General features: G+C 70.0%; 27 protein-coding genes and 1 other RNA gene. 16 read left to right on the plus strand and 12 right to left on the minus strand.

The window, feature by feature from the left end; translation table 11 throughout:
• The first annotated feature begins 22 nt into the window (after positions 1-22).
• Genes NS3_RS13705 through NS3_RS13715 form a run of 3 tightly spaced genes read left to right on the plus strand, consistent with a single transcriptional unit; the run spans position 23 to position 3,182 of the window.
• The gene (locus NS3_RS13705) at positions 23-1,195 is read left to right on the plus strand and encodes an alpha/beta fold hydrolase (protein WP_067859254.1); all 1,173 of its coding nucleotides are present in this window, start codon (positions 23-25) and stop codon (positions 1,193-1,195) included.
• 12 nt (positions 1,196-1,207) lie between these two features.
• Positions 1,208-2,467, plus strand: a complete 1,260-nt coding sequence (locus NS3_RS13710) for a CaiB/BaiF CoA transferase family protein (RefSeq protein WP_084495515.1) — start codon at positions 1,208-1,210, stop codon at positions 2,465-2,467.
• A gap of 46 nt (positions 2,468-2,513) precedes the next feature.
• The gene (locus NS3_RS13715; protein ID WP_067859257.1) at positions 2,514-3,182 is read left to right on the plus strand and encodes a hypothetical protein; all 669 of its coding nucleotides are present in this window, start codon (positions 2,514-2,516) and stop codon (positions 3,180-3,182) included.
• Between the two features lie 23 nt (positions 3,183-3,205).
• Here NS3_RS13715 and NS3_RS13720 read toward each other — a convergent pair whose 3' ends face one another.
• Positions 3,206-3,790 carry an NAD-dependent epimerase/dehydratase family protein gene (locus tag NS3_RS13720; RefSeq protein WP_067859259.1) on the minus strand — a complete coding sequence of 195 codons (585 nt, stop codon included), beginning with the start codon at positions 3,788-3,790 and terminating at the stop codon, positions 3,206-3,208.
• A gap of 82 nt (positions 3,791-3,872) precedes the next feature.
• Positions 3,873-4,679, minus strand: coding sequence for an acyl-CoA thioesterase domain-containing protein (locus NS3_RS13725; protein ID WP_067859262.1), 807 nt, complete (start codon positions 4,677-4,679; stop codon positions 3,873-3,875).
• A 106-nt stretch (positions 4,680-4,785) separates the two neighbouring features.
• Here NS3_RS13725 and NS3_RS13730 point away from each other — a divergent pair, with 106 nt between their 5' ends.
• From NS3_RS13730 to NS3_RS13755, 6 genes are all read left to right on the plus strand, one after another.
• Positions 4,786-5,058 carry a type II toxin-antitoxin system Phd/YefM family antitoxin gene (locus NS3_RS13730; RefSeq protein ID WP_067859265.1) on the plus strand — a complete coding sequence of 91 codons (273 nt, stop codon included), beginning with the start codon at positions 4,786-4,788 and terminating at the stop codon, positions 5,056-5,058.
• Positions 5,055-5,324 carry a type II toxin-antitoxin system RelE family toxin gene (locus NS3_RS13735; RefSeq protein ID WP_067859268.1) on the plus strand — a complete coding sequence of 90 codons (270 nt, stop codon included), beginning with the start codon at positions 5,055-5,057 and terminating at the stop codon, positions 5,322-5,324. Before NS3_RS13730 ends, NS3_RS13735 begins: the two co-directional genes overlap by 4 nt.
• Before the next feature lie 201 nt (positions 5,325-5,525).
• On the plus strand, positions 5,526-6,377 hold the full coding sequence (gene panB / locus NS3_RS13740; protein WP_067859271.1) for a 3-methyl-2-oxobutanoate hydroxymethyltransferase: 852 nt from the start codon (positions 5,526-5,528) through the stop codon (positions 6,375-6,377).
• Positions 6,378-6,490: 113 nt separating this feature from the next.
• Positions 6,491-6,937, plus strand: coding sequence for a hypothetical protein (locus NS3_RS13745; RefSeq protein WP_067859274.1), 447 nt, complete (start codon positions 6,491-6,493; stop codon positions 6,935-6,937).
• A gap of 75 nt (positions 6,938-7,012) precedes the next feature.
• Entirely contained in the window at positions 7,013-7,936 is a 924-nt protein-coding gene (pip, locus tag NS3_RS13750) for a prolyl aminopeptidase (RefSeq protein ID WP_067859517.1), read from the plus strand.
• Positions 7,933-8,919: a CHAD domain-containing protein gene (locus NS3_RS13755; RefSeq protein WP_067859276.1), complete on the plus strand. Its 987-nt coding sequence runs from the start codon at positions 7,933-7,935 to the stop codon at positions 8,917-8,919. Before pip ends, NS3_RS13755 begins: the two co-directional genes overlap by 4 nt.
• 96 nt (positions 8,920-9,015) lie before the next feature.
• Here the strand turns inward: NS3_RS13755 and NS3_RS13760 are convergent, their stop codons facing one another.
• Entirely contained in the window at positions 9,016-10,449 is a 1,434-nt protein-coding gene (locus NS3_RS13760; RefSeq protein WP_174550471.1) for an RNB domain-containing ribonuclease, read from the minus strand.
• 24 nt (positions 10,450-10,473) lie between these two features.
• A complete protein-coding gene (locus tag NS3_RS13765; protein ID WP_067859279.1) occupies positions 10,474-10,806 on the minus strand; it encodes a hypothetical protein in 333 nt (110 codons plus the stop codon).
• 432 nt (positions 10,807-11,238) lie between these two features.
• Here NS3_RS13765 and NS3_RS13770 point away from each other — a divergent pair, with 432 nt between their 5' ends.
• On the plus strand, positions 11,239-11,598 hold the full coding sequence (locus NS3_RS13770) for a hypothetical protein (protein ID WP_067859282.1): 360 nt from the start codon (positions 11,239-11,241) through the stop codon (positions 11,596-11,598).
• 24 nt (positions 11,599-11,622) lie between these two features.
• On the opposite strand, the gene rnpB is transcribed toward NS3_RS13770, so the two are convergent.
• An RNA gene (rnpB, locus tag NS3_RS13775) (RNase P RNA component class A) lies at positions 11,623-12,038 on the minus strand.
• Positions 12,039-12,112: 74 nt separating this feature from the next.
• On the opposite strand from rnpB, the gene NS3_RS13780 reads away from it, so the two are divergent.
• Entirely contained in the window at positions 12,113-13,000 is an 888-nt protein-coding gene (locus NS3_RS13780; RefSeq protein ID WP_067859285.1) for an alpha/beta hydrolase, read from the plus strand.
• A 73-nt stretch (positions 13,001-13,073) separates the two neighbouring features.
• Here the strand turns inward: NS3_RS13780 and NS3_RS13785 are convergent, their stop codons facing one another.
• The 3 genes from NS3_RS13785 to NS3_RS13795 form a co-directional block, all read right to left on the minus strand.
• Complete coding sequence (locus NS3_RS13785) at positions 13,074-13,763, minus strand: S1 family peptidase (protein ID WP_067859288.1); 690 nt, start codon at positions 13,761-13,763, stop codon at positions 13,074-13,076.
• Positions 13,764-13,933: 170 nt separating this feature from the next.
• Positions 13,934-15,184, minus strand: a complete 1,251-nt coding sequence (locus tag NS3_RS13790; protein ID WP_067859291.1) for a bifunctional RNase H/acid phosphatase — start codon at positions 15,182-15,184, stop codon at positions 13,934-13,936.
• Positions 15,185-15,196: 12 nt separating this feature from the next.
• Positions 15,197-15,934 (minus strand): zinc ribbon domain-containing protein, encoded by a 738-nt coding sequence (locus NS3_RS13795; protein ID WP_067859294.1) that lies wholly within the window; start codon positions 15,932-15,934, stop codon positions 15,197-15,199.
• 321 nt (positions 15,935-16,255) lie between these two features.
• Between NS3_RS13795 and NS3_RS29085 the strand changes: the two genes are divergently transcribed.
• Together NS3_RS29085 and NS3_RS13805 are read left to right on the plus strand one after the other, a co-directional pair.
• Positions 16,256-17,608: a PPE domain-containing protein gene (locus tag NS3_RS29085; protein WP_067859296.1), complete on the plus strand. Its 1,353-nt coding sequence runs from the start codon at positions 16,256-16,258 to the stop codon at positions 17,606-17,608.
• Entirely contained in the window at positions 17,605-18,366 is a 762-nt protein-coding gene (locus NS3_RS13805; RefSeq protein ID WP_067859299.1) for an ESX secretion-associated protein EspG, read from the plus strand. Before NS3_RS29085 ends, NS3_RS13805 begins: the two co-directional genes overlap by 4 nt.
• 7 nt (positions 18,367-18,373) lie before the next feature.
• On the opposite strand, the gene NS3_RS13810 is transcribed toward NS3_RS13805, so the two are convergent.
• From NS3_RS13810 to cobC, 3 genes are all read right to left on the minus strand, one after another.
• On the minus strand, positions 18,374-19,018 hold the full coding sequence (locus NS3_RS13810; RefSeq protein ID WP_067859522.1) for a hypothetical protein: 645 nt from the start codon (positions 19,016-19,018) through the stop codon (positions 18,374-18,376).
• A gap of 103 nt (positions 19,019-19,121) precedes the next feature.
• Positions 19,122-20,243, minus strand: a complete 1,122-nt coding sequence (locus tag NS3_RS13815) for a Nif3-like dinuclear metal center hexameric protein (protein WP_067859302.1) — start codon at positions 20,241-20,243, stop codon at positions 19,122-19,124.
• Between the two features lie 36 nt (positions 20,244-20,279).
• Positions 20,280-21,359, minus strand: a complete 1,080-nt coding sequence (gene cobC, locus NS3_RS13820; RefSeq protein WP_067859305.1) for an Rv2231c family histidinol phosphate aminotransferase CobC — start codon at positions 21,357-21,359, stop codon at positions 20,280-20,282.
• 44 nt (positions 21,360-21,403) lie between these two features.
• Between cobC and NS3_RS13825 the strand changes: the two genes are divergently transcribed.
• Together NS3_RS13825 and NS3_RS13830 are read left to right on the plus strand one after the other, a co-directional pair.
• Positions 21,404-21,916 (plus strand): low molecular weight protein-tyrosine-phosphatase, encoded by a 513-nt coding sequence (locus tag NS3_RS13825; RefSeq protein WP_067859308.1) that lies wholly within the window; start codon positions 21,404-21,406, stop codon positions 21,914-21,916.
• Entirely contained in the window at positions 21,904-22,875 is a 972-nt protein-coding gene (locus NS3_RS13830) for an SURF1 family cytochrome oxidase biogenesis protein (RefSeq protein WP_067859312.1), read from the plus strand. Before NS3_RS13825 ends, NS3_RS13830 begins: the two co-directional genes overlap by 13 nt.
• Positions 22,876-23,002: 127 nt before the next feature.
• Here the strand turns inward: NS3_RS13830 and NS3_RS13835 are convergent, their stop codons facing one another.
• On the minus strand, positions 23,003-23,929 hold the full coding sequence (locus NS3_RS13835; protein WP_067859315.1) for a cobalamin biosynthesis protein: 927 nt from the start codon (positions 23,927-23,929) through the stop codon (positions 23,003-23,005).
• Positions 23,930-24,060: 131 nt separating this feature from the next.
• Here NS3_RS13835 and sigJ point away from each other — a divergent pair, with 131 nt between their 5' ends.
• Positions 24,061-25,002, plus strand: a complete 942-nt coding sequence (gene sigJ / locus NS3_RS13840) for an RNA polymerase sigma factor SigJ (protein ID WP_067859320.1) — start codon at positions 24,061-24,063, stop codon at positions 25,000-25,002.
• The last annotated feature ends 2 nt before the right edge of the window (positions 25,003-25,004 follow it).

Consider the following 25,004-nt stretch of genomic DNA (forward strand, 5'->3'; position numbering starts at 1 on the left):
CGAACATCAAGGCAGGCAAGAAATGTCTCGTACCGAGCGCATCCCCTACGTCGTCGCCTACGCGAACACCACCGGCGGCCGCGACGCCTACGGCGGGCTGACCGAGCTGGTCACCCTCGAATCCCAGCTGGTCAAGCCACGCGACCACGAGTCCGACACCGTGCTGGTGCTCATGCATCCGGTATCCAGCGGCACCTATCTGCCGATCGTGGGCTCGCTGGCCAAGGCCGGGCACCACATCATCGTGTGCAACAGCCGCTACCGCGGCGCCGATTCCGCGCTGCTGATGGAGAAGGTCGTCCAGGATCTCGGCGAATGCGTCCGCGACGCCAAGAACCGGCTCGGATACCAGAAGGTCGTGCTGCTCGGCTGGTCCGGCGGCGGTTCGCTGTCGGTCTTCTACCAGCAGCAGGCCACGAAACCGACGCTGACGGCGAGCCCGTCCGGCGACGGCCCCGACCTCACCAGGGCCGACCTGCCGCCTGTCGACGGCATCGCGCTGGTCGCCGCGCACATCAGCCGCCACCACACGCTCACCGAATCGATGGACGCCTCCATCCTCGACGAGTCCGACCCCACCGTTCGCGACCCCGAGCTGGATCTCTACGACCCGGCCAACCCGAATCAGCCCCCGTACACCGCCGAATTCCTCGAGCGCTACCGGCAGGCCCAGATCGCGCGCAATCGCAAGATCACGGCCTGGGTGAAGGACAAGCTGGCCGAGCTGAAGGCCGCGGGCCGCCCCGACGACGAGTTCGGCTTCGTCGTGCACGGCACCATGGCCGACCCGCGCTGGCTCGACCCCACCATCGACGCCAACGACCGCGACCCCGGCGAGTCCTACCTGGGCGACCCGCAGGAGGTGAACCAGGGCCCGTTCGGCCTGGCCCGCTTCACCACGCTGCGCAGCTGGCTGTCGCAGTGGAGCTACGACGACGCCCGCGGCGACATCGTCGACTGCGGCCCCGACATCGCCGTGCCGACCCTGGTGATCTTCAACGCCGCCGACAACATCTGCACCCCGAGCCACGCGCACGCCATCTTCGGCGCCATCGGCACCGAGGACAAGGAACTGCACGAGATCCCCGGAGCCAACCACTACTATCTGGGACCGGACCAGCGCGAACCCCTCACCGAAGCGGTGCGGATCATCAGCGACTGGCTCGCGGAACATCACCTCGCTCCCACTACCTGAATGAACCCGCACATGACCCCCTCCCCCACTTCCAGCTCGGCATCCGCCGATTCGGCCACCCCCGGCTCGCAGAACATCGGCGCTCTCGACGGCATCCGTGTCCTCGAGGTCGGCACGCTGATCTCCGGACCGTTCGCCGCCCGCCTGCTGGGCGACATGGGCGCCGAGGTGCTCAAGATCGAGCTCCCCGACCGGCCCGATCCACTGCGCACCTGGGGTCAGGCCGAGCTCGACGGCCACCGCTTCTTCTGGACGGTCGCGGCCCGCAACAAGAAGGCCGTCACGCTGAATCTGCGTGAGCCGCAGGGCCGCGACCTGTTCCTGGAACTGGTGGAGCGTTCCGACATCATCGTCGAGAACTTCCGGCCGGGGACGCTCGAGAAGTGGGGGCTGGGCTACGAGACGCTGCGCGAACGCAACCGCGGCATCATCCTGGTGCGGGTCTCCGGCTACGGCCAGACCGGCCCGGACGCGCACAAGGCCGGCTATGCCTCGGTCGCCGAAGCGGCCAGCGGCCTGCGGTACATGAACGGCTTCCCCGGCGGCCCGGCTCCGCGTCTGGCGCTGTCCCTCGGCGACAGCCTGGCGGGCATGTTCGCCGCGCAGGGGGCGCTCGCGGCGCTCTACCGACGCTCGGTCACCGGCGAAGGCCAGATCGTCGACGCCGCGCTCACCGAGGCGTGCCTGGCGATCCAGGAATCCACCATTCCCGATTACGACATCGGCGGCGTGGTGCGCGGACCGTCGGGCACCCGCCTGGAAGGCATCGCGCCGTCGAACATCTACCGCAGCGCCGACGGCAGCTGGGTGGTGATCGCCGCCAACCAGGACACCGTGTTCCGCCGCCTGTGCGCGGCGATGGGGCAACCCGGGCTGGCCGAGGACGAACGTTTCGCCGACCACCTCGCCCGGGGCAGGAACCAGGACGAGCTCGACGCGATCATCGCCGAGTGGGCTTCCACCCGGCAGCCCGGCGACATCATCGCCACGCTCAACGAGGCCGGGGTGATCAGCGGACCGATCAACACCGTCGCCGAGGTGGTCGAGGATCCGCAGCTGCGGGCGCGCGGCATGATCGCCGACCACTACGACGAGCGCATCGGCCGGAATGTGAAGGGGCCGGGCATCATTCCGGTCCTCTCCGAGACGCCGGGCGCGATCCGCAACGCGGGGTCGGTGCGGCCGGGTCAGCACAACGAGGAGATCTACCGAGGTCTGCTCGGCAAGAGCGAGGACGAGATCGACAAGCTGCGCGAGGCGGGCGTGCTCTGACCTGCCTTCGAGTTCCACCTCCGCGTGAACGGGAGAGGACGTCGCGATGATCTCCGCTGTCCTGCTGGTGACGGCAGCCCTCCAGCTGGCGTGCGTGGTCGTGCTGTGGAGCCGTGTGCCCCGCCTCGCGCGGGTGTGGCTGCTCGGCGTGGTAGGGCTCGGGGTGGCCTACGACTCGGCCGTCGTCGGCCTCGGCGCCGCACTCGGCGAAGGGACGGTGTTGCACGCGCTCAGCGTGCCGCGCTTCGTCGTCCACGCCCTGCTCACGCCGCTGCTGATCCTCTGGGCCGCCGATCGGGTGGACGCCGGGCCCTGGGTGCGACGCGGCGCCGTGGCGCTGACCGCGGTGGCGACGGCATGGGGAGTGGTCACCGAACTGCCACACCTGCATCTGGTGCCGCGGTACTACGCCGACACCGTGCGGTACTCGGCCGAGCACGCTGTGCCGCCGATACCGGCCGTCGTGGTGACCGTGGTGCTGCTGGCGGCGGGAATCGTGTTGTGGCGCAGGGAAGCTCGCCCGGCCGCCCTGATCGGGACAACGCTGCTGTTCGGCGCCTCCGCCGCGGCGGTGGCCGTGCCGCCGCTGGGCAATGTGGGCGAGGCGGCGATGCTCGTCGGTCTGGTGGCCGCCGAACTGCCGAAGCGATCGCGCGAATCCCCGACCGCCGATGCCGATCACGCCGCGCCCGGCAGAGCGAGTTCGCGCGGCTGACGCCGGGCACGAGGCAGGGGTCGTCAGTCCTCCGGTTCGGCCAGCACCACCACGCCGCTTGGCGCCTCCAGCAACGGAACCGTCCGGGCCGCCGCGTCGTCCACATGGATGCGCGGATGCCCGGGCGGTTCGGTCTCGTAGTAGGTGCCCGGCCCGTAGAACTGCCCGTATCTGACCACCACTCCCCCGACGTCGAGGACGGCCTGCTCGTGCGCGGCGATCACCTCGGCATGCCCCGCCGGCACCCAGGCGATGCTCTGCGCCAGGAAGCGTTCCGCGCTCGCCGCCGCGGCCGCCGCGATCAGGTTGGCCGTGCCCTCGGTGCGGATCCGGGCGTTCGCCTCGACCCGCTCGGCCAGCTGCGCGGGATCGTCGGGCAGGTCGGTGAGCTGGTGCATCACCAGGTCGGGCCGGAAGTTCACCACCGCCGCCGTCAACGCGCTCCGGTGGTAGACGTCGCAGACGACAGGCTGCCCGCCCGCGGCCACGATCGCCGCGCTCCGGCCCGCCGACCGGGTCATGCCCGCGACTCGATGGCCCGCCGCGGTCAGCAGCGGGAGCAAGCGTATTCCCAGGACGCCGGTGGCACCGGCCAGAAAGATACGCACAGATCCACGGTAGTCCCACCACAGGCTCGGCTCACCGCACGCGCCGCCAGGTCTACGACCGGCGTGCCGATCGCCGCGCGGGTCACTTCAGGAGGACGCGGTCCTCGGAGGCGGCGAAGTCGATCTGGCGTTTCGCGTTCGACAGCGTCGTCACGGCGCAGGTACCGAGCGGGCCCGAGCGGTCGTACATGACCGCGGTGCCCACGGAAATACCCGCGTCGGCGAAGGTGTTGTCGGCTTTCATGCCGATCTCGTACCCGACGGGCAGCCGAGACAGTGTCAGGGTCACGTCGGCGTTGATGTAACCCGCGCCCGCACTTCCCCAGTGGCACACCTGATTCGCGGTATCCGCTGTGATCGCCGCCCGCTGGAACGGCGTCGTCGCCGCACCCGCCACCAGCGGCGGCATGCTGTGCCACGAGGCCTTGCGCTCGGCATTCTGGGCGACGGCGAAATCGCCGGTCCAGTTCGCCGCACCGCATTTGAACAGTGGCCGCGCCCCGTCCGGTGACAGGCATCCCTCCGGCGGCACCGGCAGGTCGAGCGTCGGCGACCACACTTTCCCCGGGGGCTGTTCGCTCCGGCGCAGGAACACCGCCGAGGCCCGCACCCGATCCTGTCCGTCCTGCACGATCCAGGCGTCGGCGACCACGATCCGCGATCCCTGCCGCACCACCTCGGTCCGCACCCGGGTCGGCGCGGCGAACACCGGCTGATACAGATCCACTGTCATCCGCGCGGGCAGGAACCCCTCCGGGCAGTGCTGCTCGAGCGCGAGCGCCAGCAGCCCGCACACCGGCACGCCGCTCAACTGATTCGGCGACCACCAGCTGACCGACAGTTCCGTGGGCAGGAAGTCTTCCCCCTGCCTGGTGAAGAATCCGAGCACCGCCCACCTCCGTCGATCTCTGCTGTGTGCCGAGGGTATGCCTTCATTCCGTTCCTGCGGGCGAAACGGCGCGACCTTGACCACGCCACGAGATATAGTCACACTTATGACCATGAAGCTAGCGGAGGTAAAGGCCAGCCTGTCGGAAGTGGTGTCACGGGTCCGCACTCACCATGAGCGTGTCACCATCACGGTCCACGGCGAAGCCGCGGCCGTTCTTATCGCACCGGAGGACCTGGAGGCTTTGGAGGAGACGATCGCGATCCTGTCCGATGCCGCCACGATGTCGCGGCTCGCGGACTCCGACGCCGAACTGGCACGCGGTGAGGTCGTCACCGGCGACGATCTCGCGGCCGCGATGGCGAACCGTCGCCGGTGACGACATACCAGCTGGAGACGACCCCCACAGTACGGCGGGCACTCACCGATCGACTGCCGGAAACGGTGGCAGCAGCGGCGTTCGAATTCATGACCGGCCCTGTGCTGGAGAATCCGCACCGCGTCGGAAAACAGCTCATGCCACCTCTGGATGATCGCTGGTCCGTGCGGCGGGGCACCTATCGGATCGTCTACCGCATTGATGACAAACGGACGGTCGTGACTGTGGTCGATGTGAGCCACCGCCGAGACGCGTACCGCACCTGACCAGTGCGACTGTCCGCGCGCCCGCTGCCGTCTACACCGCAAGCCGACAGGGAGACAACGCGGTGATGCACCACGGCGTGTGACCAATCGCACCATTCGACGCCCCTGTGTAAGGCAGGAGGACGGGTGGCACACTGGAGGGCGTCAGTGAACCCGGGGACCCGACAGCGGCCTCGAGGAGACAACACGAAAGGGACGACGATGTCCGTATCCGATTCGGAAACTCCTGCCTACGGCGCGGCGCAGCCGGCGCAGGCGCGTCGCAAGACACGGATTCCCCACCTTCAGCAGATGAAGACCGCCGGTGAGCGCTGGTCGATGCTCACCGCTTACGACTACTCCTCGGCGCGGTTGTTCGAGGAAGCGGGCATCCCGGTGCTGCTGGTGGGCGACTCCGCGGCCAATGTCGTCTACGGCTACGACACCACTGTGCCGGTCACGGCGGACGAGCTGATTCCGCTGGTCCGGGGCGTCGTGCGCGGTGCGCCGAACGCGCTGGTGGTGGCGGATCTGCCGTTCGGCTCCTACGAGGGTTCGGCGCGGCAGGCGCTCGAGACCGCGACTCGCTTCATGAAGGAGGGTGGCGCGCACGCGGTGAAGCTCGAGGGCGGCGAGCGGGTCGCCGAGCAGATCGCGCTGGTCACTTCGGCGGGCATCCCGGTGATGGCGCATATCGGGTTCACCCCGCAGAGCGTGAACACCCTGGGCGGATTCCGGGTGCAGGGCCGCGGCGACGGCGCCGAGCAGCTCATCGCGGACGCGATCGCGGTGCAGGAAGCGGGCGCGTTCTCGGTGGTCATGGAGATGGTGCCCGCGCAGCTGGCCGGGCAGGTCACCCGCAAGCTCACCATTCCGACGGTCGGCATCGGCGCCGGTCCGGACTGCGACGCGCAGGTGCTGGTCTGGCAGGACATGGCCGGCTACACCAGCGGCAAGACGGCGAAGTTCGTGAAGCGCTTCGGCAATGTCGGCGACGAGTTGCGTTCGGCCGCAGCCGCCTTCGCCGACGAGGTGCGCGCGGGCACCTTCCCGGCTTCCGAGCACAGCTTCTGATCCACCGCGCCGGGCGGGCGCCGCGATGCCCGGCCCGGCACCGGACGTGCACCACGTCCGCGGCGCAGTGGCAGACTCGGAATCGACATTCTCGACTCGAGCAGAGGTTTTCGATGCCGCATCGCCGTTGGTTCTCCCGCCGCCCCCTCATGCTGGGCGCCGCCGCTTTCGCGGTCGCAGCCACGCTGAGCGCCTGCGGATCGTCCGGGGACCCGGACCACGCCGCCCACACCGAGTCGTCCTCCTCGACGACCGCCGCGCCCACCACGAAACCGACGACCTCGGTGAAGGCCGAGCCGACAGTCACCGATGCCGCCGCGCAGAGCCTGTGCGACGCGATCCGCCCCGAGTTGTCGAATTTCCGGGTGCAGGGTCCGACACTGGGCCGCATCGGGATGAATCTGATCGTGCACCCGTGGGGCATGCAGAACGGCATCGACGTGCTCAACAACAAGAGCGTGGTCGACACCGTCACCATAAAGAGCTGCCCGGATGTGCGCCAGGAGGCGATCGACGCGCTGGAGGTCCCCGACCTGGCGACAGTCGTTGTCGGACGGTGACATCCGAGCCTGTGTCATGGTGATGTAGTGACCAGACGCGAACTGTATCCGCCGATCGAGCCGTACGAGTCGGGCATGCTCGACGTGGGCGACGGGCAGTCGGTGTATTGGGAGATCAGCGGCAACCCCGACGGGAAGCCGGTGGTGTTCCTGCACGGCGGACCGGGCGGCGGGACCACGCCGATGCACCGGCAGTTCTTCGATCCGGCCGCCTACCGGATCGTGCTGTTCGACCAGCGCGGGTGCGGGCGATCCACCCCGCACATCGCCGACGGCGCGGACTTGGCGGTCAACACCACCTGGCATCTGGTCGCCGACATCGAGAAGCTGCGCGAGCATCTGGGCATCGGCCGCTGGCAGGTGTTCGGCGGCTCCTGGGGCTCGACACTGGCGCTGGCCTACGCGCAGTCCCACCCCGAGCGGGTCACCGAAATGGTGCTGCGCGGCGTCTTCCTGTTGCGGCGCAAGGAAATCGACTGGTATTACAACGGGCCCGCCGGATACGTCTACCCCGACGAGTGGGAGAAGTATCTGGCGCCGATCCCGCGGGACGAACGCGACGGCGATCTGGTGGAGGCCTACCACCGGCTGCTGCACTCGCCCGACCCAGCAGTGGTCGAGGCGGCGGCGGTCGCGTGGTCGGTCTGGGAGGGCTCGACGAGTTCGCTGCTGCCTCGGCCGGAGCGGGTCGCCGAGAGCGCCGATCCCCGATTCGCGACGGCTTTCGCGCGCATCGAGAACCACTACTTCCGCAACAACGGGTTCCTCGAGGAGGGGCAGTTGCTGCGCGACATCGACAGGATCGCCCATCTGCCGGTCGTGATCGTGCAGGGCCGCCACGACATCGTCTGCCCGGCGGTGAGCGCGTGGGATCTGCATCGGGCATGGCCGGGTTCGCGGCTGCACCTCGTCGACGATGCCGGGCACGCGACCACCGAGCCGGGCATCGCGCACCATCTGATCGAGGCAACCGACGAATTCGCGAGGGCGGGCCGATGACGAAGAAGGCGGGCAAGGCCGTCACCGAAGCCCTCGGCGAGGACATCGATCGGATGCTCGGCGCCGAGCCGGACGTGCGCGCCGACGCCTACGACTCGGTGCACCAGATGCGGGTGGCGACCCGGCGATTGCGCAGCGTGCTGCGTTCCTACCGCCGGTTGTTCCGCAAGTCCGAGACCACCGAGCTCAGCGCGGAATTGAAGTGGCTGGCAGGGCTGCTCGGCGTGGCACGGGACGCCGAGGTGCGCGCCGAGCGGTTCGCCGCGTTGCCCGCCACCGGTGCGGCCGGCGAGGCCGAGGCCGACGACAACGGCGGGCAGGCCGGGGACAGCACGGATGCCGGCGCAGAACTCGACAGCGGGAAGGATGCCGACGGCGGGCAGACGGCCGTGGTGGACCGGCTGGCGGAAGCGCAGCGGAGCATCTACGCCGAGGCGCACGCGGAGGTGCTCGACGCCCTCGACTCCGATCGCTATGCCGACCTGCGCCGGACGCTCGAACACTGGCGAACCGACCCGCCGTTGCGCGGCAAGCGCGGCCACGCCTCGGCCCGGAAGGTCTTCCGCGCGGTGCTCGACGGCGACACCGAACGGCTGCGGACCAGGATTCTCGCCGAGCCCGACCTGCCGGAGGACGAGCGGGTGGAGGCGTTGCACGACATCCGCAAAGCCGCCAAGCGATTGCGCTACAGCGCCGAAGCGGCCGTGCGGGTACTCGGCGACGACGCCGACGACCTGCGCGCCCGGGCCAAGCAGGTGCAGTCGGTGCTCGGTGATCACCGCGACGCCGTCGAAGCGGCACAGGTGATTCTCGCCGCGGCGAGCGAGGCGGAGGCGGCACACACGGCCACCGTCGCGGACACCGACATCTATATCCTGCTCGCGGCCGCCGAGGAGGCCGCCGCGGCACGCGAACTCGAACGCTATCCCGAAGCGGCGCAAGCGTTCACCGCAGGTGACCACTCCGGACAGAGCGCCGACTAGAGGCCCCGTTCCACGTCCCCGTGCAAGCCCCCGGGCCGAAACCGTTCGTGAGGCGCTCGCGTTTACAGCAGCTCCGTTCGACGCCACCGGCGGATGTCAGGCCGGGTGGGTGAAGCCGATCTTGCGCTCGACGGGATCGGCCGTGGTCAGCCGGACCCGCAGGTGCTTGCCTTCCGGCGGGTCCCCGGCACACGGGCCCAGCAGCGGCGGGTCGGCGACGAAGATCTCGGCGGGGCGCTTGCCCTCGGCTTCGCGCAGGACGACGGCCTCGAAGACCGCGCCGAGCCGCTCGGACAGCAGTGTCGCCTCGGTGAGGTCGATGCACGCGCGATCGACCTTGTTCGCGACGGAGCCGGAGCGCTTCATCGTGTCGGCGACTTCGGCCAGGCTCGCGCGCGCCCACGGCGGCACCGGGTCGCCCGCGCACAGCGCCAGGCAGATCTCGATGGTGAACCGGTCCGACAGGCGGCGCAGCGGCGCGGTGACGTGCGCGTAGGGCGCGCCGATGGCGCTGTGGTGCAGGTTCTCCTCGCCGTCGGCGCCGGTCAGCACGGTGTAGTCGGCGCCGCGCAGCAGGCCGGTGGCTTCCGACATCAGGACGAGTCCGGCGGGGCTGTTGGCGTCCAGGCCTGCCAGCATCCGGCCGACGGCCAGATCCCGCGGCCAGTCGATGCCCATCGCCGCGGCGGTCCGGCGCATCGAGTCGACCGCGGAGTCCTGCGGCGGCGGCATGGTGCGCAACAGGCCCGTCCGCTCGCTCGCGGGTGCGTCGAGCATGAGGCGGGCCGCGCACATGCCGGTGAGCAGGGAAACCTGTTCGTTCCAGTCGTCGGCGGCGGTACGCGGCTCCAGCGCCAGCCGCCAGTGGCCGTCGGGAGCGCCGTCGGCGACGACGCTCTGAGAGGGCAGGCGCAGGCCGATCGCACCACGTTCCAGGCCGGCGGCGATGCGCAGCGCGCCGAACTCCGGCAGCGCCTCGATCGAGGGATGCAGCCTGCCCGCGTCCGCGTCGGCCTGCACACCGGCGTAGTCGAAGCGGGCGCGCGAGCGGACCAGCGCCCGGATCACCTCGTAGCGCACCGGTTCGGCGGCGGCGTCGAGTTCGATGGTCCACAGGGCGGCGGGACGGGTGCGGCCGGGCAGCAGGCTGGCGGAATCCTCGGACAGGATCGGCGGATGCAGCGGCACCGAACCGTCCGGCAGGTAATAGGTCTGGCCGCGAGTTCCGGCCTCGTTCGCCAACGCGCCGTCGGGGACGATCACGGCGCCGAGGTCGGCGATGGCGTAGTGGAGCAGGAAGCCCGTTTCACTGCGTCGCAGGCAGAGGGCTTGATCGAGATCGAGCGAACCGGGCGGGTCGATGGTGACCAATTCGAGGTCGGTGCGATCCACCCGGGAGCCCGCGAACGCGTCCACCGCGTCGCGGGCTTCGGCGACGGCCTCGGCGGGATACGCCGAGGCCATCGCGAATTCGGATCGGATGGCGCCGAAGTCGACCGGCGCCGAGATGATCCGCTGGCGTAATTCCACAACCGGAGATTACTGGAGCGGAGATTACTGCAGTGCCAGCATGGTGCCGTTGAGCTCGTTGAGCGGACCGAAGACGGTGAAGGTCACCCGGCCGTTCGGATACTGCGCGGACAGTTGGGCGGCGGCGTCGAGCGCCTCGCCGAACGACGGCGCCGACTGATGGGGAAGGCCGGCGACAACCCGGCCGAAACCGGTGTCGGCGACCCACCTGGTGTCGCTGGGGCTGAGGTCGACCTGCACACCGCCCGGCAGCGGAGTGAGGGCCACCGCGCTCGCGGAGCCCGCACCGAGCACGGCGAGAACTGAAGCGGCTCCGGCGACGAGTGCACCGGCGACCAAGGAACGAACTACCCGCATATGTGTTGAGACCTGCTTCCGCATAGATGTCCGAATGGCCCGGAGCTGCCCCGCGCCGGGCACGTGCCAACGGCGACCACTCTATGACGTCGATCACCATTCGTGCCAGTCCGGAACGAATTCCTCGAGTGGTTTCCCAGGGACCTCGGCGGGGACGTTTCGGACTGCTAATGTTCGATTCCGGTGCGGGCCGAAAACTTTCGCCCCGTTTCCGTCAGCTCCCCAACGTCGAACAATTGGAGTACCGCACTGATGTCATCGATCATCTTCGATTACCTGATGCCTCTGGTCGGCCCGGACCAGGCCGCATACTGGGCGCAGGTTCTCCTGGTCGAACCGTCCTGACCTCCTGATCACAGGTCATCGACGCGTCGCCTTCCGTTCACTTCGACGGAAGGCGGCTTCGTTCCGGCGGCGCTACGATCCCGCGTCGTGACCAGATTCTCCGCCGCTCTCATGACCGGTTCCGCAGTTGTCGCCCTGTTGCTCACCGGTTGCGGCACCGACGATTCCCCACAGAGCGCCGCCACCACCACTACCACCGCCCCGACCGGCGCCGTCGACAATGCCAAGGCAGGCATGTTCGTCGTCAGTTATCGAAACGCTTTCCCCGACCTGACCCAGGGCCGCGAGGACCGCGAGATCGCCGAATTGTTCAGCGCTATCTGCGGGGGCATCGCGGCGGGCGAATCGCAGGACGCCGTCGTCGCCGACATCGTGACGCGCACCGATTCCGCCGCGACCACCGACCAGGCGCTGGCGATCTACGCGACCGCCCGATACATGTGCTGAATCGCGGCGGGCGTGCCCGGGGGGCGGACGAGTTGGTCTGTAAGCCGGATCCTGTCCCCGGTTCGCACCGGGTGGCGACCATCCATCTGGGCACACCGTCGCCGGGTACCTCGAGCGGTCAACCCGCAGGCTCGGGCGAGCAGCCCTCGGACACCTGCGCAGCCGCACTCTCGCGAATGCGACCTTCGACCTTGCTCCGGGCGGGGTTTACCGAGCCGCCCCGGTCACCCGGGGCGCTGGTGCGCTCTTACCGCACCGTTTCACCCTCACCGCACGACCCCGAAAGGCCGTGGGCGGTCTGTTTTCTGTGGCACTGTCCCGCGGGTCACCCCGGGTTGCCGTTAGCAACCGCCCTGCTCTGTGGAGTCCGGACTTTCCTCGGCGAGGGGCGGCGACACCGAGGTGTCCGTTCCCTTCGCCGCGGCCGCCCGACCAACTCGTCCGCCCGAACAGGGTACCTGCCCGGCCCGCCCCGGCAGGTCGGCGGGCGGGCACGCCAGTACGGTTAAGCGTCATGGAACGTCTCGAGGTCAGTTTTCCCTCAGGTGGCCGTCAGTGCGCCGCCTGGCTGTATCCTCCCGCAGGCGTCCCCAAGCCCCGTCCACTCGTGGTGATGGGGCACGGCCTGGGGGGCACGCGGGACATGGGTCTGGACAGATACGCTCGCCGGTTCGCCGCGGCGGGAATGGCCGTATTGGTCTTCGACTACCGACATTTCGGCGCCAGCGAGGGGGAGCCGAGACAGCTGCTCGACATCGCCCGCCAGCGCGACGACTGGCGCGCCGCCATCGCCTACGCCCGCACCCTGCGCGGCATCGACAAAACCAGGATCGCCCTGTGGGGCACCTCTTTGGGCGGCGGTCACGTGCTCGCCGTCGCCCCGGAGGACGACTACATCGCCGCTGTGGTCGCTCAGGTACCGTTCACCAGCGGCTGGGCCTCGACGAAGGCGAAGGGCTTGATCAGCCTGACCAAGGTCACCGCCATCGCCGTCGCCGATCTGCTGTTCGGTTCGCTGCGACGCAAGCCGGTGCGCGTGCGACTGGCCGGGCGCAGGGGCTCGGCGGCGCTGATGAGCGCCCCCGACGTGCTGGAGGGCTTCGGCAGGCTGGCCGAGGAGAGCGCGACCTACGAGCCGAAAGTCGCCGCGCGCGTGGCATTCTCGCTGTTGTTCGACGCGCCGGGCAAGCATGCGAAGGCGATCAAGACACCGGTGTTCTACGCGATCGCCGACAACGACACGATCACCCCGATCGGTCCCACGCTCGAGGCCGCCGAACGCACCAAGCATCCGGTCGTGAAGCGTTATCCGGTCGGGCATTTCGATGTGTATTTCGACGAGGTCTTCGAACAGATCGTCTACGACCAGACCGAATTCCTGGTCTCGGTGCTGCGTCCCTGAACCCGTGTACCCGAACAGAATTCACCGCCGTGCCCGCACGCCGGGCACGGCGGTGAATTCGCCGGGAAAGGCGTTAGACGGTGTGGAAGCCCGCGCCTACGCCACCGATGGCGTCGACGGCGGCGAGGATGACCTCGATGGGGGCGAAATAGGCGGGCGAGTGGATCGGGTTGGCGGCGTCGGCGCACGGCAGGTCGAACGGAATGCCCGCCATGCCGGTCAGCCTGCCCTGGTTCATGCCGACCAGGCGATCGCCGACGGTCACCGGGCCACCGGAATCACCCGGCTTGGAGCACGCCTGATTGAGCGTGAGGGTCTCGTCCAGACTTCCCCACACCACGCCGCAGCCCCCGCCGCTGGTGCGGCCGTTGAAGCAGACCGTCGTGCCCGGGTTCGGCGTCTCGCCGAGGCCGTTGATGGTCGTCTGGCCGACCGTGCGGACCGGGGTCACCTTGGCCGGGTCCAGCTGCAGCACAGCGAAATCCAAGCCCTTGCCGTTGTCGGAATAGGCGACCGTGCCGATCACGCCCGCCTGCAGCGCCGCTTCCGCCGCCAGCCGCGAGCCGGTCGGCGCGCAATGGCCCGCCGTCAGACCGACCAGCCGTCCGGCGTTGTCGTGACCGATGGCGGTCAGCGAGCACGCCGAGTTGTTGTCGAAGACCAGTCCCGAACCACCCCCGAGCACCGCGCCCTCCGGCGCCGCCTGCGCCGTCCCCGTGACGGCTGAGCCCACACCTGCGACGACGGCCGCCGCTGCCGCCATCCACCTGAGCGTCAAAACAGTACTTCCTCTCGAATTCCGAAGAACGAAGGGCGCATTCGCGCCGGGTTCACCACCGCGCGAACCGCCCGCCCACAGCCGGGTTCACCTTTTCACGAGACAGGCGTACCCGGTAGTGGAATCGCGCGAACATTTCCGTGCTCGCGCGCGGCTCAGCTCAGATGCGAGGTGTCGTTGACCAGTCGTACCGACGCCCCACCGTCGGGATAGAACTCCGCGATCGACAGCGACGCCAGATCCAGGTGCAACCGGTACAGCAGCGAGGGGCCCACTCCGAGCGCGAGCTGCAGCAACGTCTTGATCGGCGTCACGTGGCTGACGACCACCAGATTGCGTCCCGGATACAGCGCGATCAGATCGCGTCGCGCCGCCTCGACCCTGGCCCGCACCGCGTCGAAGCTCTCCCCGCCCGGCGGCGGCAGCGACGGATCGCCCATCCAGGCCGCGTGCAGTTCCGGATCACGTTCGGCCGCCTCGGCGAAGGTGAGCCCTTCCCATTCGCCGAAATCGGTCTCGATCAGACCGTGATCGGTCTGCATCGGCACGCCCAGCGCCTTCGCGGCGGCCTCGGCGGTCTGGGTGGCGCGGGTCAGCGGGGAGGTGATCACCGCTTCCACACCGCCCTTGGCGGCGAGCATCTTCGCGGCGCGCGCAGCCTGTTCCCGGCCCAGCTCGGTCAGCGCCGGGTTGCCTCGGCCGGAGTAGCGCCGCTGGACCGACAGCTCGGTCTGACCGTGGCGCAACAGCAGCAGCCGGGTCGGGCGGCCGACCGCACCGGTCCAACCGGGACCGGGAGCCGCATGGGTCTCCGAGCGCGGAGTCGTCGTGGCGCCACCGGATCGCGGCGTGAGCTTCTCCGTCCCGTTGTCCGAGCGGTCGGGAGTGGACCGGGTTTCGCCGCGACCGGCGCCGAGATCGGTCGCGGCGTGGCCCTCGGCGCGGGCCGCTCGCACTTCCTCGACGAGAAGCGCATCGTCCATCGCCTCGTTGGCCAGCTTGTCGGCGTGCTTGTTGCGCTCGCGCGGAATCCAGGTGAAGGTGACCCGGTCGAAGCCGGCGACCAGCCTGCGCGCGCGCTCGGCCAGCGGAATCATCGCCGCGTGCTTGACCTTCCAGCGCCCCGACATCTGTTCGACCACCAGCTTGGAGTCCATCCGCACGTCCACCGTGCGGGCCCCCAGCTCGGCCGCCGCCTCCAGGCCGGCGATCAGGCCCCGGTACTCCGCGACATTGTTGGTCGCGATGCCGAGACCGGCGGACCGTTCCGCGAGTACCGTCCGATCGGTGTCGAACACGACCGCGCCGTAACCGGCCGGTCCGGGATTGCCCCGCGACCCGCCGTCGGCTTCGACGATCACCTTCGAGTACGCCACCTTCTTGTCGGCCACCTTCTCGTCGGACATGACCTCATGGCCTCACAGACCGGATTCCTTGGTGCGCACCAGGACAGCGCCGCATTCCGGGCAGCGCACCACGGCGTCGGGCGCGGCCTTGGCGATCCGGGCGATCTCCCCGCGATCCAGCTCGATCCGGCAGGCCCCGCACCGGCGCGCCTGCAGCAGCGCCGCACCCACACCCTGCTGGGCGCGCTGACGGTCGTAGATCGCGAGCAGTTCGGCGGGGAAGGCGCCCAGCAGCGCGGCGCGATCGTTCTCGCAGCGGGTCTGCGCCACGTCCAGGTCGGCCACCGCCTCGTCACGCATCCGCCGCGCCCGCGCGAGCTCGTCCTCGGTATTGCTCAGCTGCGCGCCCGCGTGATCGTGGTCCGAGGAGGAAGCCTCCCGCCGCTCCATCACCTCGAGCAACTCGTCCTCGAGCACGCCACGGCGGCGCTCGAGGCTGCCGAGCTCGTGCTGGATCTCCGACAACTGCTTGGCCGCCACCGCCCCCGAGGACAGCATCCCCCGGTCGCGCTCCTCGCGCTTGCGGACCGCCTCGATCTCGCCTTCGAGCTTCTCGAGGTCGCGGTCCAGATCATCGATGACGATCTCCACCTTCACCGCGGCATCCTTGTGCTCGCTGCGCAGCGCCTCCAGCCGCTCCACCTCCTGCTGCTCGGGCAGCACGGTGCGCCGATGCGCGATCCGCGTCAGCTCGGCATCGACAGCCGCGAGCTGGAGCAGCTTGGCCTGGATCGGTGGTTCGACATTCAACGCGGACAGACTCCTGCACACTGTGGACGAATGGGCGCCCGCCGAGGCCCGGCGGGCAAGGGTCGAGCGTACCCCTGCTCCGGCCCACGGCCCGCCGAACCCAGCACAGACCCCACGAAATCACGGGAACCGAACCCCGGGCGGGTGCGTCATATAGTTACGTCGACTGTCTTCCGACGCCGCCAGGAGAACCATGCGAACCGCCGTCGCCCCACGTGCCGCCTCACCGTTGCGGCAATCGGGAACCTCGAGCGGGAACCTCGAGCGGACCGATCGGGCCGCGGCGCATCGGATGAATGCACGAACCGAGGGGGTCAACTGATGGGTTTGGGACTGTATGCGGCCATGGCCGGGTTGGCGGGGATCAACGGTCACCGGACCTCCGACGCCAACAACGAGCGGGATCAGACGCTGCAGGACGATGCGGCGAGCAAGTGGAAGGGCGATCGACAGCACATTCAGAACGAGTACAGCCAGCTGTCGAGCGAGTACAACAACCCCGCGCCCCCGGCGATCACCGACCCCGAGGCGTTCGATACCTGGTCGCATCGGGAGATCTACGACGCGTTGAACGGCACCGGCGACCCCGATAACCCTAAAGGAGTCCAGCAAGCCGACATCAATGCCGGGGCCGACGGCTGGCGGAAGCTGACCGACCAGGCCGGGGACGCGATCAAGGCGTTCAGAACAGGCATCGAGCAGGACATCAACATGTACTGGAGCGGTAGGGCCGCGAACTCGGCGATGACGGCGAGCCAGTCCTACGCAGACGAATTCGAAACGCTGAAGGTGAGTTTCCAGCAGGTGGCCGGTGGTATCGACCTGATCCAAGGTTATCTGGATCAGGCCAAACTATCCGTCCCCCCGCCCGAGGAACTCGACGCGGTCGACAGATTCCTCGGCCATGTCCCCGGCAACGGCGTGCTGAAGCTGGGCCAGCATCGAGCCAACGAGGCGGAGGCCAGGGCACAGGAGGTCATGAAGACCTACCAGTTGGGCGCCACCGAGGTCGACAAGCAGACGCCGATCCTGCCGGAGCCGACGAATCCGGTGAGCAATCCGAAACCCGACGGCGGCACGGACTGGCCGGGCAGGCCGCCGGGGTCGAATTCGGACGACGATCCGTATACGCCGGGCTCAGAGGATCCGTCGAAGTCGGAGGACCCGTCCTCGACCGAGGATCCCTCGAAGACCGACGACCCGTCCTCGACCGAGGATCCCTCGTCGACGGACGATCCGTCCGCGACCGACGACCCGAGCACCGATCCGGCGTCCACGGATCCGGCGAGCACCGTGCCCGCGTCGAGCCAGCCGAGCAACCCGACCGATCCGAGCAGCAAACCGAGTCTCGGCTCACCGGGTTCGGGCTCCCCCGGCTCGGGTTCGCCGGGTTCCGGCTCGCCGGGGTCTACGCCCGGCCCGGGGGCGAGCATTCCGGGTAGCGGCAGCACCTCTGCACCCACCGGCGCGGGAGTGAGCAACGCCCGCGCCGCGGGTGCGAGCGGGCGCGCCGGCATGCCGGGCATGGGCGGCATGGGCGCCGGCCGAGGCGGCGGCGGCAAAGACGACGAGAGCGAGCACAACATTCCCGATTACCTGGTCCAGGACCGCACCACCGAACTGCTCGGCGAACAACCGCGCGTGCTCCCGCCGGGCGGGGTCATCGGCGGATGAGTGAACTACGTTGGCAGATGGACGGTCTCGCGTTCCGAATAGCACTCGAGGTGCTGGGGCGCGATCGGCTGCCGTATCCACTGAGCTACCGGCCCGAACGGATGGAGCATCGCGACGACTACGAGCGGCTGCGCGCGCAGACCGCCGGACGGTTGCAGCAGATCTTCGACGAGCGGCTGCACCGCGCGTTGACCGTGCTGCTGGAGCCGGAGGTGCGGGTGGAGGTGCACGGCCTGCACGGGCCGCGGGCCGATCGGGTGGTACGGATCCACGCGGGCATCTCCGGCCAGGTCGCCACCATCGCCGTGCAGCATCCCGGACCGACCAGGGAGCACGGGCGTGATGTGGTGCTGACCATGTGCTACTCGCACACGGTCGCCACCGAGATCGCCGCCCGGTTGCCGCGCTGCGCGGGCGGTCGGCACGCGCCGTTCACCGCGCGGCGGTCCGATCTGGATCGGCCGGTGTACGCGCGCCATCCGACCCGGCTCGCGCCGGAAGAGGAGCTGAACCGATTCGTGCGCAGGCCGCGCATCGGCACCGGCGAGATCTCCGTGCATCCGGGGATCGCGATCGACGCGCGGCCCACCAACGACGGGCACGCGTTCATCTGGCTGGATTACCCCGACGACGGACGCTATCTGCTGGTCAACCACGACGCCGACGCTTTCTCGATCAGTCCCGCGCCGGTCGACGAACTCGTGCGGCAGTTGCAGCACCGGATCGAGGCTCTCCGGACGCGCTCGCACGCCTGGTGAGCCTCGCTCACTCGCCCGCGGCGCGGGTCTTGATGGCGTCGCGGGAGATGTAGACGTCGTATTCGCCGGGCATGGCGATGACGGCGTTGCCGTACGCCGAGCGCACGAAAGGCTCGGTGTACCAGCTGCCGTCGCGCATGTCCTCGAAGAAGTCGCGGTCCTCGCCGTCGAGGAAGATGTGGTTCTGGGTGGTGGCGACGCCGTCGAGCCGCTGGCCGTACAGGCGGGTCACCTTGTAGCCGGAGTGGAAGCCGAGTGCGTTCACCCACGGTTCGAGTTCGACGATATTGGCCTGCAGCACCCACATGTCGCCTTGCACCTGGAAGGTCTCGCGGCGTTCCTCGGTGTCCTCGTCGCCGTAGATCGTGAGATCGACCTCGAGCTGATGATCCTGGCCGTCGACCTCCCGCACGACGGCGTGCGCGGCCTTGATCTCCCCGGTGAGACCGAGGTAGGTCTGCAGCAGTGTGACGATCCAGAGGATCACCACCGCGACCAGCAGGATGGCCAGACCGCTCGCGCCGCGACCGATCAATACGCGCAATCCGACCGTGCGCACTTTCAGCAGTGCCGAGATCAACAACGCCACACCGACGAGGAGCAGCAGGATCAAACCGATCTGCGCGACCCCGAAGTCCACCGGGAAGTTCATGCGGTAGTTGTACCCATTCGCGGCTGTCACAGCCCGTCGAACCTCGCGTCCACCCGCGCGTCCGAGCGGGACACGCCGCCCGAATTCGCTGGGGCGGGGGCGATCAGGGCTGCGCGCACACCGTCCACGGATCGGTGCGCAGGGTCGACACCCGAGTCTCCAGATCCGGGAGCGCCGCCCGCACGACGCCTTCCGCCTGTGCGCACCAGGGGAATTCGGTGGCCCAGTGGGCGGCGTCGAGCAAGGCGGGGCCGTTCTTGCGCAGGTGCTCGTCGACGGGGTGATGGCGCAGGTCGGCGGTGAGGTACGCGTCCACGCCCAGGCGGATGACCGCGCCGAGGTAGGAGTCACCCGAGCCGCCGCACACCGCGACACGCTCGATCACCCGGTCCGGGTCACCTGCCGCACGCACGCCCCAGACGGTGTGCGGAAGCCCCTGCGCGACGCGAGCGGTGAACTCGCTCAACGTCTGCGGCTCGGGCAGCACACCGACGCGCCCCAGCCCGAGGCTCGACGGCAGCGTGGCGCGCTCGGTGACGTGGTAGGCGGGTTCCTCGTAGGGATGCGCGGCCCGCAGCGCATCGAGCACAGCGATGCGCGCGCCGGGCGCGGCGACGACCTCGATGCGATCTTCGGCGACGACCTCGAGTTCGCCGATGTCGCCGATCGCCGGTCTCGCGCCGGGCATCGGCCGGAACTGTCCCGTCGAGGCGACCCGCACGGCACAGTCACGATAGGCCCCGGAACCACCGGCACCGGCCGCGAACAGCGCCGCGAGTACCGCCTCGGTGTGTGCCTGCGGCACCTGAACGGTCCATTTGTCCACGGCCGTCACCGGTTTCGGCTCCATCGGTCCGGTCACGGTCAGACCGACGGCGGCGGCCAGCGCGTCCGAGACGCCGGGATCGGCGGAGTCGGCATTGGTGTGGGCGGTGAACAGCGCGCAGCCGGAGCGGATGAGCCGATGCAGCAGAGCGCCTTTCGGGGTGTCGGCGGCCACGGTGTCGACGCCGCGCAGCAGCAGCGGATGGTGTACGACCAGCGCTTGGGCGCGCCAGTCGATGGCCTCGGCGACGACGTCGGCGGTGGCGTCCACGGCGAAGAGCACCCGGGTCAGGGTGTCGTCGGGATCACCGCAGACCAGCCCGACGGAATCCCAGGACTCGGCGAGCCTCGGCGGGTAGGCCGCGTCCAGTACCTCCACCAGATCCACCAGCTTCGTCACCCTCGACCTCCTGTTTCGCGCCACCTGCCGAACCCATCATGCCGGGCCGCCCGGTCGGCGACGGCGACCGGCTTCGGGTGTCCGCATCACCGTCCGCAGCCCTTCGAGCAACCGGTCGACCTCGGCATCGCCGCGCACCGCGACCCGCAGGTGATCGGGGCCTAGGCCGGGAAAGGTGTCCGCGCGCCGGACGGCGATGCCGCGCTCGGCGAGCCGGGTGCGCACGGTCTCGCCCTCGGGGATGCGCAGCAGCAGGAACGGGCCCGCGGCGGGGGTGTGCACCTCGACACCGACGGCGGTGAGACGTCGGATCATGGTGGCGCGGCGGACCGCCAGGGTGTGGGCGCGGGCGTCGGATTCGGCGAGGGCGGCGGGGGTCGCGGTCGCGCGGATCGCCTCGAGCTGCAAGGTTCCCAGCGGCCAGTGCGGGCGGCCGTGGGCGAGACGGTCGAGCAGGGCCGGGTCGCCGAGGAAGTAGCCGCAGCGCAGACCGGCCAGCGCCCAGGTCTTGGTGAGGCTGCGCAACACCAGGACGTCGGGTCCCGCCGCACCGGCCAGCGACTCGGGTTCGCCGGGGATCGCGTCCATGAATGCCTCGTCGACGACGATGACGCGGCCGGGGCGGCGCAGGGCGCGGATGGTCGCTGCGGGGTGCAGGACCGAGGTGGGGTTGGTGGGATTGCCGAGGACGACGAGGTCGGCGGACTCGGGCACGACGGCGGGATCGAGGACGTAGGGGCGGTCGAGGAGCACGCGGGTGACGGGGACGCCCGCGTCCCGCAGAGCCAGCTCCGGTTCGGTGAACGAGGGGTGCACCAACGCGGCCAGACGCGGGGTCAAGCGCGGCAGCAGCGCGAAGCCTTCCGCCGCGCCGGAGAGCAACAGGACCTCGTCGGCGAGGCGGCCGTGACGAGTGGCGACGGCGGCGCGGGCGGCGTCGTGGTCGACAGCGCTCGGGTAGCGGCCGAGGTCGTCGAGGCGCGCGGCGAGGCGCGCGCGCAGCCATGGCGGCGGGGCGCTGCCCTGCACGTTCACCGCGAAATCGAGCATCCCCGGCCGCGCGTCGACGTCGCCGTGGTGGCGCAGCAACGCGTGATCGACTGTGTCGGAGGGCACGACTGAACACCCTACGTGGCGGGCTCGTGCGGGCGACGGCCAGAATGGCAGGTGTGGGTGAGCTGCACATTTCGTTCGTCTGTACGGGCAACATCTGTCGTTCGCCGATGGCGGAGAAGATGTTCGCCCACCACCTCGACCTGGCCGGGCTCGCCGACCGGGTCCGGGTCAGCAGTGCGGGCATCCAGTCCTGGCACGTGGGGGCCGACGCGGACCACCGCACCACCGCCACCCTGGACAGATACGGATACCCGATCGGGCATGTGGCCGCCGTCGTCGGCGACGTGCACCGCGACGCCGACCTGCTCGTCGCCATGGACACCGGCCACGAGCGGGACCTGGCGAGGCTCGGCGTGCCCGCAGAGCGCAGGCGGCTGCTGCGCAGCTTCGACCCGGCCGCCGACGGGCCGGACGTCCCCGATCCCTACTACGACGACGAGGCCGCGTTCGAACTCGTCCGCGACCAGATCGAGGCCGCCCTCCCCGGCCTGCTGGACTGGACGCGAGCCGCACTCGGCGCCGCCGGAATCGACGGGCGGCCCTCATGCGCAAGCTGACGTTCCTGCTGCGGCCGAGCTGGGTGATCCTGGCGGTCGTCGTGGTCGCCTTCGCCTACCTGTGTTTCACCGTGCTCGCCCCGTGGCAGCTCGGCAAGAACACCTCCACCGAGGAACGCAACGATCTGATCGCCGAGTCGGTGCGTGCCGCCCCGGTGCCGGTGACCGACGTCCTCGCCGCCCCCACCGACAGCCGAGCGGAATGGCGGCGCGTCACCGCCTCCGGCGATTTCGTGCCCGGTTCGACGGTGCTGGTGCGGCTGCGCCACCTCGACGGCGCGCCCGGCTACGCGGTGCTCGCGGCATTCCGGCTCGACGACGGCCGGATGCTGCTGGTCGACCGTGGACTCGTCGCCGGTGTCGACGGCTCCCGCGCGCCGCAGGTCGACGAGCCGCCGACGGGTCCGCTACGTCTGGAAGCCAGGGTGCGCAACTCCGAGGGCGTCAGCCCGGACCGGTTCCCGCTGACCGAGGACGGCTACCGTCAGATCTACTCCATCGACGTCACCCAGGCGGGCGCCGTCATGGACCTGGCGCTCACCCCGCTGCCGGTGAGCGAACGCGGCGGCTACCTGCAACTGTCGGAAGGCCAGCCGGGCGCTTTCCGTCCCACCCCGCTCCCCCAGCTCGACGCGGGCCCCTACCTGTCCTACGGCTTGCAGTGGCTGGCCTTCGGCATCATGGCACCGCTCGGACTCGGCTATTTCGTCTATGCCGAGATCCGCGAACGTCGCAGGAGCAAGAGCGTCGAGGCCCCCGCCACGCCGACCGAACCCGTGTCGCCGACGCCGTCGGCCGGTCCGTCGGCCGAGTCGACGCCCTCCGGATCGTCGAACCCCGAATCGGTGACACCCGGGTCGACCGCGTCCGAATCGCCGGAGGGGTCGAAGCCCGCCGCGCCGCACGTCCGGCAGACCGCCGAGGCTCGGCTGGCCGATCGCTACGGCCGCAATCGGTGACCCTCGCCGGCGATCTCTCGGCTTGCCGGGTTCTGCGGGGTCGGCGGCCTCGTATCGCGCATCGGTTCCTTGCCGGACCGACCGCCGGTCACACCACCACCTCGCACGTCGTCATGGCGAGACCCGCTCAGTGACGTAGGGCGGCGACCCCGGCGGCGCAGACGACGGCCGCGACCTGGATCGCCTCGGACAGCCGCACGGCGCGACGCAGATCGGGGACCGTGGGCGCGGGGCCGTCGCCGAGGGTGGGTCGCCGTTCGGTGCCGTGACGGTAACGGGTGAGCCCGCCCAGCTGGATGCCGAGCGCGCCCGCGGCCGCGGCTTCGACCACGCCCGCATTGGGGCTCGGATGCTTGCGCGCGTCGCGTCGCCAGGCACGCCAGGCAGCGCTGGGGCGGCCGCCGGCCAGCGGTGCGAGGGCGACGGTCAGCAGCGCGGCGACCCGCGCGGGCGCCAGGTTCGCCAGATCGTCGGTACGGGCGGCGGCCCAGCCGAAGCGTTCGTAGCGCGCGTTGCGGTAGCCCACCATGGCGTCCAGGGTGTTGATGGCGCGGTAACCGAGCAGTCCGGGCACCCCGGCGACCGCGCCCCACACCAGCGGCGCGACGGCGGCGTCGGAGGTGTTCTCGGCGATGGATTCCAGGGCGGCGCGGGCCAGCCCGTCGGCGTCGAGCACGGACGGGTCGCGACCGCACAGCGAGGGCAGGAGTGCGCGCGCCCCGTCGATGTCGCCGCGGTCGAGGCACTCCGCCATCCGGTGACCGGTGCGGGCCAGGCTGCGGCCGCCGAGCACGGTCCAGGTGGCCAGTGCCGTCACCGCGACGCCACCCCTGCCGGCTCCGCGCAGTGCCACCCCGAGACCGACGACCGCGCCGACAGCCACGACCTCGTGCAGCACGCCGGCGGAGCGCTTGTCGGTGTAGGTCAGCGACTCCAGGGCCGTTGCCGCCGAACCGAATCCGGCGACCGGATGCAGGCGCGCCGGATCGGCGAACAACCGGTCTGCCGCGAAGCCGAGCAGCAGACCGGTCGCGGTCGAAATCCCCGTACGCACCGGGCGAGCCTAACGACCGGCCGACGCGCGAAATATCGTGGGCCGGGCCGATGTCACACTCCGTACCGCGGCGTCGTCGTCCTCCCGAAACCAGCACAACGCTCTCGGCCCTCACGAAACGGTGGCACACGATGACCTCCCCCGACTCCGGCGCCATCGGCGGCGCCGACACCGCCGAACTGGCGCGACGTTTCGAGGAACACCGCCCCTACCTGCGCAGACTCGCCTACAGCACGCTCGGCAGCCTCTCCGACGCCGAGGACGTGGTGCAGGAGGCGTGGCTGCGGCTGCAACGTCAGCAGCGACCGGAGGAGATCGACAATCTGCGCGCCTGGCTCACCACCGTCACCGGCCGCCTCGCCCTCGATCAGCTCGGCTCCGCGCGCGCCCGTCGGGAGCAGTACGTCGGCGAATGGCTGCCCGAACCGCAGGTCTCGGCCTGGGACGATCCCGCCGATCGCGTGAGCCAGGACGAACGGGTGACCACCGCCCTGCTCGTCGTGCTGGAATCGCTCTCCCCCGCCGAGCGCACCGCCTTCGTGTTGCAGGACGTGTTCGGCATGAGCGGACCCGAAGTCGCCGAAGTGGTGGGCCGCACTCCGGCCGCGGTGCGCCAGCTCGCCTCCCGCGCCCGTAAACACGTCGAGCAGGGCACCCCTCGCTTCCCCGCCTCCCCGGACGAACAGGAGAAGGTGGTCACGGCGTTCTCGGTCGCGTGGCGCAGCGGCGACCTGAGCGCGCTGCTGAGCGTGCTGGACGCGAACGCCACCCTCACCGCCGACGGCGGCGGCAAGGTGCCCGCCATCCGAAAGGCGGTGTCCGGCGCCGAGGTCATCGCCAAGCTGCTGCTCGGCTGGTACGGCGCGCCGTCGGCGGCGAACGCCTGGGGCCGCCCGGTGCTGGTCAACGGCGAACCCGGGCTGCTCGTCTTCGACGGCACCCACACCGGCGTGTGGGCCTTCACCGTCGACGCGGGCCGCATCGTGGCCATCGACGTGGTCCGCAACCCCGACAAGCTGCACGATCTGCCGACCGACGGCGAGCGGAACTGGTTCCGGCACGGCACCACGTAGCT

It is taken from the genome of Nocardia shimofusensis NBRC 100134 (genome assembly GCF_001613125.1).
GTDB classification, from domain to species: Bacteria; Actinomycetota; Actinomycetes; order Mycobacteriales; family Mycobacteriaceae; genus Nocardia; species Nocardia shimofusensis.